The 8,085-nt window shown below is 73.0% G+C and carries 8 protein-coding genes; all 8 read right to left on the reverse strand.

The window, feature by feature from the left end:
• A partial coding sequence (locus AOK24_RS16040) for an MATE family efflux transporter (protein ID WP_478078768.1) occupies positions 1–733 on the reverse strand: 733 nt, incomplete at its 3' end.
• Positions 730–2,007, reverse strand: a complete 1,278-nt coding sequence (locus tag AOK24_RS16045) for a DUF4910 domain-containing protein (protein WP_055720758.1) — start codon at positions 2,005–2,007, stop codon at positions 730–732. The genes AOK24_RS16040 and AOK24_RS16045, both read right to left, overlap by 4 nt.
• On the reverse strand, positions 1,995–3,020 hold the full coding sequence (locus AOK24_RS16050) for an NAD-dependent epimerase/dehydratase family protein (RefSeq protein ID WP_055720759.1): 1,026 nt from the start codon (positions 3,018–3,020) through the stop codon (positions 1,995–1,997). Before AOK24_RS16050 ends, AOK24_RS16045 begins: the two co-directional genes overlap by 13 nt.
• Positions 3,021–3,022: 2 nt before the next feature.
• Positions 3,023–3,670, reverse strand: coding sequence for a PIG-L deacetylase family protein (locus AOK24_RS16055; RefSeq protein ID WP_055720764.1), 648 nt, complete (start codon positions 3,668–3,670; stop codon positions 3,023–3,025).
• Positions 3,667–4,443, reverse strand: coding sequence for a sugar phosphate nucleotidyltransferase (locus AOK24_RS16060; protein WP_055720760.1), 777 nt, complete (start codon positions 4,441–4,443; stop codon positions 3,667–3,669). The genes AOK24_RS16055 and AOK24_RS16060 overlap by 4 nt, the downstream gene beginning before the upstream one ends.
• Complete coding sequence (locus tag AOK24_RS16065; RefSeq protein ID WP_055720761.1) at positions 4,440–5,675, reverse strand: class I SAM-dependent methyltransferase; 1,236 nt, start codon at positions 5,673–5,675, stop codon at positions 4,440–4,442. The genes AOK24_RS16060 and AOK24_RS16065 overlap by 4 nt, the downstream gene beginning before the upstream one ends.
• Positions 5,676–6,878: a glycosyltransferase gene (locus AOK24_RS16070; RefSeq protein ID WP_055720762.1), complete on the reverse strand. Its 1,203-nt coding sequence runs from the start codon at positions 6,876–6,878 to the stop codon at positions 5,676–5,678.
• A 2-nt stretch (positions 6,879–6,880) separates the two neighbouring features.
• The gene (locus AOK24_RS16075) at positions 6,881–8,074 is read right to left on the reverse strand and encodes a hypothetical protein (RefSeq protein WP_107103968.1); all 1,194 of its coding nucleotides are present in this window, start codon (positions 8,072–8,074) and stop codon (positions 6,881–6,883) included.
• Positions 8,075–8,085: the final 11 nt, after the last annotated feature.

An 8,085-nucleotide genomic window follows, 5' to 3' on the forward strand; every position in this document is an offset into this window, starting at 1 on the left:
GCCGCACCGCCCCCACCGCGCCGACCCCGGCGATCGCGCCGAGCCCGTACGCGCGCAGCTGACTCGCCCCGCTGAGACTCACGTTCTCGACCAGGTACCGGTAGCCGAGGTCGCGCTGCTCACGCAGCCAGCCGCGCGCCCGGCCGACGCGCGGCAGGATGCCGGACTGGACGTAGCCGTACCCGGCGGCCACCGTGGCCGACGCGCCCCAGGCCAGCACGAACGCGGCCACGCTCCCCACCCGGGCCGCGACCAGCAGCGCCGGGACCAGCGCGACACCCCACACGACGTCGTTGACGAACGCCTTGCGCCCCGCGCCGGCCGCGAAGAACGCGTACCGCCACGCGTCCTGGAGCAGCAGCCCCGGCAGCATCACGCCGAGGCACGCGAACGCGGGCCCCACGCCGCCGCCGAGCGCGAGCCCGGCGGCCACGGACACCGCGCCGAGCCCGGCGCCGACGCCGAGCGCCGTCCCCGTCGAGCGGGCCACCGCACCCCGCCACGCCGGCTCCGGCACCCCGCTGAACCGCACGACCAGCGGATCGGTGGCGAGCCCCCGCGAGACGTTCAGGACCACGCCGTACGTCACCCACGCGAGGCTGAACACGCCGAACGCGCTCACCCCCAGCGAGCGCGCCACGTACAGGCCCACCGCGAAGTTGCTGATGCTGGAGGCCGCCTGGTCGGCGAGCCCCCAGGACAGCCGCCGCACGAACCCCCGGGCCGGCGTCATGCCTTGATCAGACCCGCGTCGTGCAGCGCGTCCGCCGCCGCGACGACGGAGTCGAACCCCAGCCCGGCCCGCTCGGCGACGTCCAGCAGCGAGTGCTCCCCGTCGGAGAGGCTCAGCACCCACAGCATCGCCATCTGCGCCTGCTGCGCGTCACTGCGCCCGCCGAGCGAGTCGTACAGCCCCCGGCGCCCCAACTGCGGTTCGCCGTACGGGCTGAGGTTCACGTACCGCCGGTTGCGGTCCAGCACGGCGAACGCCTCCCGGCACACGGCGAGGGTGTCCTCCATCGCCGCCGGGGACACGAAGTCCGGATCGTCCGCCGAGGTGTGGTACTCGGGGTACCCGGCGTACGGGGTGCGGCTGAGCGAGCCCACACCGAGGTCGAACCCGGGGGAGCAGTACTGGCGCTCGTCGTAGCCGTACGGGCTGAACTCCTTCAGCACATGCGGGCGTTGGGCCAGGACGTGCGCCATCACCCGGTCGATCTCCGCGTCGCCGCGCCGGCTCTTCTTGTACGTCAGCTGCCCCGTGTCCCCGGCGCAGGCCAGCACCAGCCCGTGCCGGACCCGGTCGACGCGCTGCGCGTTGCGGGCCAGCCAGGTGATCGCCCCGATGGTGCCGGGCGCGTAGATGAACCGGTAGGTGTAGTACGGCTGTTGCCTGCCCAGTTCCTTCGCGAGGTAGGTCGCGACCGCGATGCCGGCGAGGTTGTCGTTGGCCAGCGACGGATGGCAGACGTGGCAGGAGACGATCACCTCGTCGGGCACCCGGCCGGGGATCACGTGCTCGGCGTAGGTGAGGTGGCCGTCGGCGAGCGTGGAGTCGATCCGCACCTCGTACTCGCCGTCCGGGAGCGCGTCCAGGGTGTCCTGGGCCAGGCAGAAACCCCACGTCGGCTGGTAGTAGCTGGTGCGGTACGGCACCCACGACGGATGCTCCGGCAGGGTGTGCAGGTGCTCGCGGAGTTCGGACAGGGGCATCGTCCGCGCCACCGGCACGCTGTAGCCGAGGACATGGAGGCTGGACGCGGCGAAATCGACGACCCGTCTGCCGGTGGCGTCGGCGACGTACGCGTCCCGGATGTTCCACTCCTGCGGCACCGTCCAGTCCAGGACCTGCGTCCCCGTCGGCACCTCGTGGACCTCCAGCGGCACGTGCTCGCCGACGATCTCCAGGGTCGCGCGCACCCCGTCCCCGGTGATGCTCCGGCACAGCGGGTACAGCCGCTCCACCAGCGCGTGCATCTCCTCGCCGGCCGTGGTCACCGGCGCCACCGCAGCGTGTCGTTCACCGCGCCCGCCTCGGAGGCCGCGCGCAGCACCGCGAGCCGGGTGAAGCGCTCCTCGAACGCCTCCCGGGTCAGGCCGTGTTCGCGGTAGGCGTCGGCGAGTTCGAGGGCGCCCCGCTTGACGGTCCACTCGTAGCCGAAGCCGGGGACCGCCGCCCGGAACCGGGAGAAGTCGACCCGGTACGAGCGCGGGTCGGCGCCCGTCTCGCCGGTGATGCGCACCTTCGACCCGGCCACCGCCTCCGCGACCTGCCCGGCGATGTCGGCGACGGTGACGTTGTTGGCCTCGCTGCCGATGTTGAACGCCCGGTCGTGCACCGCCTCCCGGTCGGCGCCGAGCGCGGCCGTGAACGCGCGGGCGATGTCCGCCGCGTGCACCAGCGGACGCCACGGCGTCCCGTCCGACAGCACCAGCACCTCACCGGACAGCAGCGCGTGCCCGACCAGGTTGTTCAGCACGATGTCCGCCCGCAGCCGGGGCGAGAACCCGAACGCGGTCGCGTTGCGCATGTACACGGGGCTGAAGTCGCCGTCGGCCAGCGTGTGGAGGTCGTCCTCGACGCGCACCTTCGACTCCGCGTACGGCGTCACCGGGCGCAGCGGCGCGTCCTCGGCCACCAGGTCGCCGCCGCCCGCAGCGCCGTACACGGAACACGTCGACGCGTACAGGAACCGCCGTACCCCCGCGTCGCGGGCGAGGCGGGCCAGGTGGACCGAGGCGTGGTGGTTGATGTCGTAGGTGAGCTGGGGCGCCAGCGAGCCCAGCGGGTCGTTGGAGAGGGCCGCGAGGTGGATGACGGCGTCGAAGCCGGCGACGTGGTCGGCGGTGACGTCGCGCAGGTCCACGCGCAGGCCCGGCGGGTCGGCGGGCGCCGGGCCCAGCACGCAGTCCGCGAACAGGCCCGCGTCCAGGCCGGTGACCTCGTGCCCGGCGGCCGTGAGGACCGGGGCCATGACGGTGCCCAGGTAGCCCTGGTGCCCGGTCAGCAGTACACGCACGTTCAATCCCCCAGGTCGAGAGTGAGTTTGGTGACCGCGAACGCCTCGGCGTAGCGGGCGTGGCATTCGATGCCGCGAATCCTCGCGAGGCCGAGGAACGCCTCGCGGTCGTACCAGGGCCGGTGGCGCTGCGAGGCGTAGTGCGCCTGGAGGAGGCGCACCTTCTCCTCGGCGACCTCCACCGGCAGCGGCTGGTAGGCGGACGGGCGGCCGAGGTCGCCGTCCCACTTGACGATCTCGTAGCCCAGGACCAGGTGGTCGCGGAACGCCGTCGTCATCAGCTGGGCGAGACCCCGGTGGTCCTGGTGGGCGTCGTCGGTGCGGGGCGCCAGCACCAGGTCCGGGTCGGTGCGCTCGCGCAACTCCTCCACGGCCGCCTTGGCCTCCTCCCAGTGCGCCGGGAAGCGGCCGTCCGGCAGCTTCAGCACCGTCAGCCGCAGGTCGGCGCCTGGACAGAACGCGGCGAGCGCGTCGCGCTCCTCCTGCTCGCGCTCGGTCCCGGCGCCGGACAGCACCAGCGCGTCCACCCGAAGCCCCGGATGCGCCCGGCACAGCGCCAGCAGGGTGCCGCCCGCGCCGATCGCGATGTCGTCGCAGTGCGCCCCCACGGCCACGACCCGGGTCAGGCGCCCGGCGCCGAGGCGGATCACCCGCGCTCCCACACGGCCCACGGGCGCTCACCGCGCGCGTACGCCTCGTCGAGCGCGGCCCGCTCCTTCACGGTGTCCGTCGGCTTCCAGAACCCCCGGTGCTGGTGCGCCACCAGCCGTCCCCGCTTGGCGAGTTCGGCGCAGCCGTCGGCGACCAGGTCGCCGTTCTCCGGGATGTGGTCGAAGACCTCCTGGCGGAGCACGAAGTAGCCGCCGTTCTCCCACAGCGGCAGATCGCTCACCGGCGTGATACCGCCCACCAGACCGTCGTCGCCGAGATCCACGCAGTGGAACGACGACTGCGGCGGCACGACCATCATCGACGCCCCCGCGTCCCGCTGCGCGAACCGGTCGATCATCTCCGGCAGCGGGGCGTCGGTCAGCACGTCCGCGTAGTTCGCGAGGAACATCTCGTCCCCGTCCAGGTGCTCGCGCACCCGCCGCAGCCGCTCCCCGATCGGCGACTCCACGCCGGTCTGCACGAACGTGATCGTCCAGTCCGCGATGTCCGTGGACAGCAGCTCGGTTTGCCCGCGTCTGAGCACGAAGTCGTTGGACGTCGTCTCCTCGTAGGTGAGGAAGAAGTTCTTGATGTGGTCGGCGCCGTACCCGAGGCACAGGATGAACTCCGTGTGCCCGAAGTACGCGTAGTAGCGCATCACATGCCAGATCAGCGGGCGCGGACCGACCATCGCCATCGGCTTGGGCACGTCGTCGGAGGCACCGCTGCGCATCCGCAGCCCGTAACCGCCGCAGAACAGGACGACCTTCACGACTTCACCTCGACAATGCTCAGTTCCGGGACGGGGAAGACCAGCCGGCCGCCCCACTCGTGCACGAACGACAGCTGCTCGGTCAGCTCGGCCCGCAGGTTCCACGGCAGGACCAGCACGTAGTCCGGCCGGTCGGCGGCGATCCGCTCGGGCGCCAGGATCGGGATACGGGTGCCCGGCGTGAACCGGCCGTGCTTGTAGGGGTTGCGGTCGACCGTGTACGGCAGCAGGTCGGGGCGGATGCCGCAGTGGTTCAGCAGCGTGTTGCCCTTGCCCGGCGCCCCGTACCCGACGACCGTCTCACCGCGCTCGGCCGCTTCGACGAGGAACCGCAGCAGGTCCCGCCGTACGGTCGCCACCCGCGCGGAGAACTCCGTGTACCCGGACAGCTCCTGGAGCCCGGCGGCCTTCTCCCGGTCCAGGACGTCCGCCACCCGCCGCGACGGCTCCCCGGCGGCCTCGGCGGGGCGCGCCCACAGGCGGATCGAGCCGCCGTGCGTCGGCAGCAGCTCGACGTCCACCAGCGCGAGGCCCCCGCTGGCCAGGGCGCGGATCGCGGCGGCGACCGAGTAGTACTGGAAGTGCTCGTGGTAGATCGTGTCGTACTGGTTCTCCTCGATCAGCGTCAGCAGGTGCTGCACCTCGATCGACACCCAGCCGTCGTCGGCGACCAGGGCGCGCAGGCCCCGGGTGAAGCCGACCACGTCGGGGATGTGCGCGTACACGTTGTTGGCGACCACCAGGTCCGCCGGGCCGTGGTCGGCGCGCACCTCGGCGGCGGCGTCCGGGTCGAGGAACCGGGTGATCGTCGGCACCCCCGCCTCCCGCGCCGCCGCGCCGACGTTCACCGACGGCTCGATGCCCAGGCAGCGCATGCCCCGGTCCACCACGTGCTTCAGCAGATACCCGTCGTTGCTGGCGACCTCCACCACGAACGCGTCGCGGCCGAGCCCCAGGCGCTCCACGGCGCCGTCGACGAACGCGCGGGCGTGCTCCACCCACGACGTCGAGTAGGACGAGAAGTACGCGTACTGCGTGAACGTCTCCTCCGGTGTGATCAGCGGCGGGATCTGCGCGAGCCAGCAGTCCGTGCACACCCGCAGGTGCAGCGGGTACGTCTGCTCCGGCAGGTCCAGCTGGTCGGCGGCGAGGAAGCTCTCGCACGGCGGTGTCGCCCCCAGGTCGACCACGCTCGCCAGCGCCTGTGAGCCGCAGAGTCGGCATCGTGTCATCTAGTGGTTCCCCCCACTCGACTGTGTCCGCCCCGCGATCGCGGAGCGGTACCCCTCCAGCAGGCGTTCGAGGCCGACGGCCGGACTGAACCCCTGCTCGTAACGGCGCCGGGCCGCAACCCCCATCTCCCGGTCCGCGCCCGTGATCCGGCGCAGGCAGGACGCCAGCGAGGCCGCATCGCCCGGCCGGTGCAGCAGCCCGCTCACCCCGTCCTCGACGAGTTCGGTGAACGCCCCGTGCCCGGCGGCGACCACCGGCACCCCGGCCGCCATCGCCTCCACGACGACCAGCCCGAACGCCTCCATCCACGTCGACGGGGCGACCACGGCGACCGACCTGGCGATGGCCTCCCGGCACTGGTCCGTGTCGTACAGGCCGACGCAGCGCACGTCGTCCCGCCCCGCGGCCCAGGCGGTCACCTCCGCCTCCAGCGGACCCGTCCCGGCGATCACCAGCGGCACGCCCACCCCGCCGCCGGCCGCGACCTCGTCCCACGCCGCCATCAGCACCCGCACGCCCTTGGCCTCCGCGAGACGGCCCAGGAACAGCAGGTGCTCGCCGGGGCCCGTGCGAGCGATGCCCGGTTCGGGGACGAAGTTGTGCTTCACCGCCAGCCGTTCGGCCGGCATCCCGGACCGCACGAGGACGTCGCGCTGCGCGGCGGAGATGCAGAAGAACCGCTCCACGCCGGACCACCAGCGCCGCCGGTTCGCCGACAGGCTCAGCGCGAGCGGCACCGTGGCCAGCCGCGATCCCCGGTAGCAGCCGTGCCGTACGGCGGGCAGCGGCGCCGCCTTCCCGACGCACGCCGAGCACGGCCGGCCGTCCCGCTGGAGCGTGCCCGGTGGACAGACCTGCGTGTAGTTGTGCAGGGTCGCCACCGCGGGCACCCCCGCGTCCGCGCAGGCCGCCAGCACGGCCGGGGACAGCAGCGGGAACACGTTGTGCACGTGCACCACGTCGGGGCGCTCGGCCCGCAGCCGCGCCGCCAGCTCCCGGCGCACGCCCGGGTTCCACGGCACCAGCAGCGGCAGCGCGGCCTTGGCCGGCAGGGAGCGGCCGGCGATGTCGTCGCTGCGCCGCTCGAACACCCCGACCCGGTGACCGGCCTCCCGCAGGAGCGCCACCTCCTGGTCGACGACCTTGTTCTCCCCGCTCGGCTGCGCCGAGGCATAGCGGTTGTGCACCACGAGGACGTGCACGGTCAGTTCACCTCCGACGGCAGACGCGATGGGACCTCGGGAGCCGTCGGCGCGGGCGCCGCCAGCAGCGAGGCGGCGACCGCCAGATGCAGCAGATACGGCGAGGCGTCACCGAGCCCGGCCTCCGTGTACGACGCGATGGCGCAGTAGCTGATCAGGAAGATCGCGCAGGCCCGCGCGAGCGACGGCGGCCTCAGCAGCGCGACGGCCGCCAGCACGACGAGGAACGCCGCCACCAGCCCGGCCCCGGCGAAGCCCTGCTCGTTGTAGACGGCCAGCCAGCTGTTGTCGATCGGCAGCCCCGCGAACGACTTGTCGCCCAGGCCCAGCCCGAAGAGCTGCTCCGACGTCGACCGGGGCGCCGCGAGCAGCGCGTCCCACACCTTCGCCCGCCCGGTGAGACTGGTGAAGTTCTCCTGGCTCTGCCCCCGCAGGAACCACGCCTGGAGCAGCGAGGCGAACCCCACCGCCGCGACGGTCGCGACCAGCACCGACCAGGAGAAGAACCGGCGCGCGGCCGAACTCGTCAGCACCAGCGACACGATCGCCAGCGTCAGCCCGACCAGCAGCCCGAGCGTCGCCGTCCGGGTGTGGGTCAGCGCGAGGATCACCAGCGACGGCCCGACCACCAGCGCCGCACTGCCCCGGTCGGTGCGCCCGCCCAGCAGGAGCAGCACCGAAAGCCCGATGATCACCGCCGCGTACTGCCCGATCTGCGGCGGCGTCAGCGGCCACAGCGCCCCCACCAGCCGCCCCCCGTACAGCTCCGGCAGAGCGGCGCCCGGCGACACCGCCAGGCCCGCCGCCACCGACATCAGCACCGCGAAGTACATCCGGATGTGGTGCCGTACGAACGTGTCGCCGCCGTCCCACCAGCGCGTCAGCAGCCACAGCGTGCCCACGAAGAGCGCGAGGCGGGCACACCGGAACAGCGCCCCGAACCCGGCCTCCAGGTGCACGCTGGAGATGACGCTCACCACCACCAGCAGGCTGAGCGCCAGCAGATAGGCGCTGCCCCGGACGCGCAGCCGCGGGTTCAGCACGAGCGCCAGCGTGAACGCGGCCACCAGCGCGCCCATCGTCACCATCTGGATCAGCGACCGGGGGATCGGCACGACGGTCTTCGCCCCGGCCGAACCCAGCGTATTGAGGATCAGCAGCCCCCACACCGCCCCGACGAGCCTCGGCGCCCCCACCTCAGCCACCC

It is taken from the genome of Streptomyces niveiscabiei (assembly GCF_001419795.1).
GTDB classification, from domain to species: Bacteria; Actinomycetota; Actinomycetes; order Streptomycetales; family Streptomycetaceae; genus Streptomyces; species Streptomyces niveiscabiei.

Bases quoted from the DNA above. Each gene is read 5' to 3' on its own strand.
- AOK24_RS16065 (WP_055720761.1), bottom strand. From the start codon at position 5,675: ATGACACGATGCCGACTCTGCGGCTCACAGGCGCTGGCGAGCGTGGTC.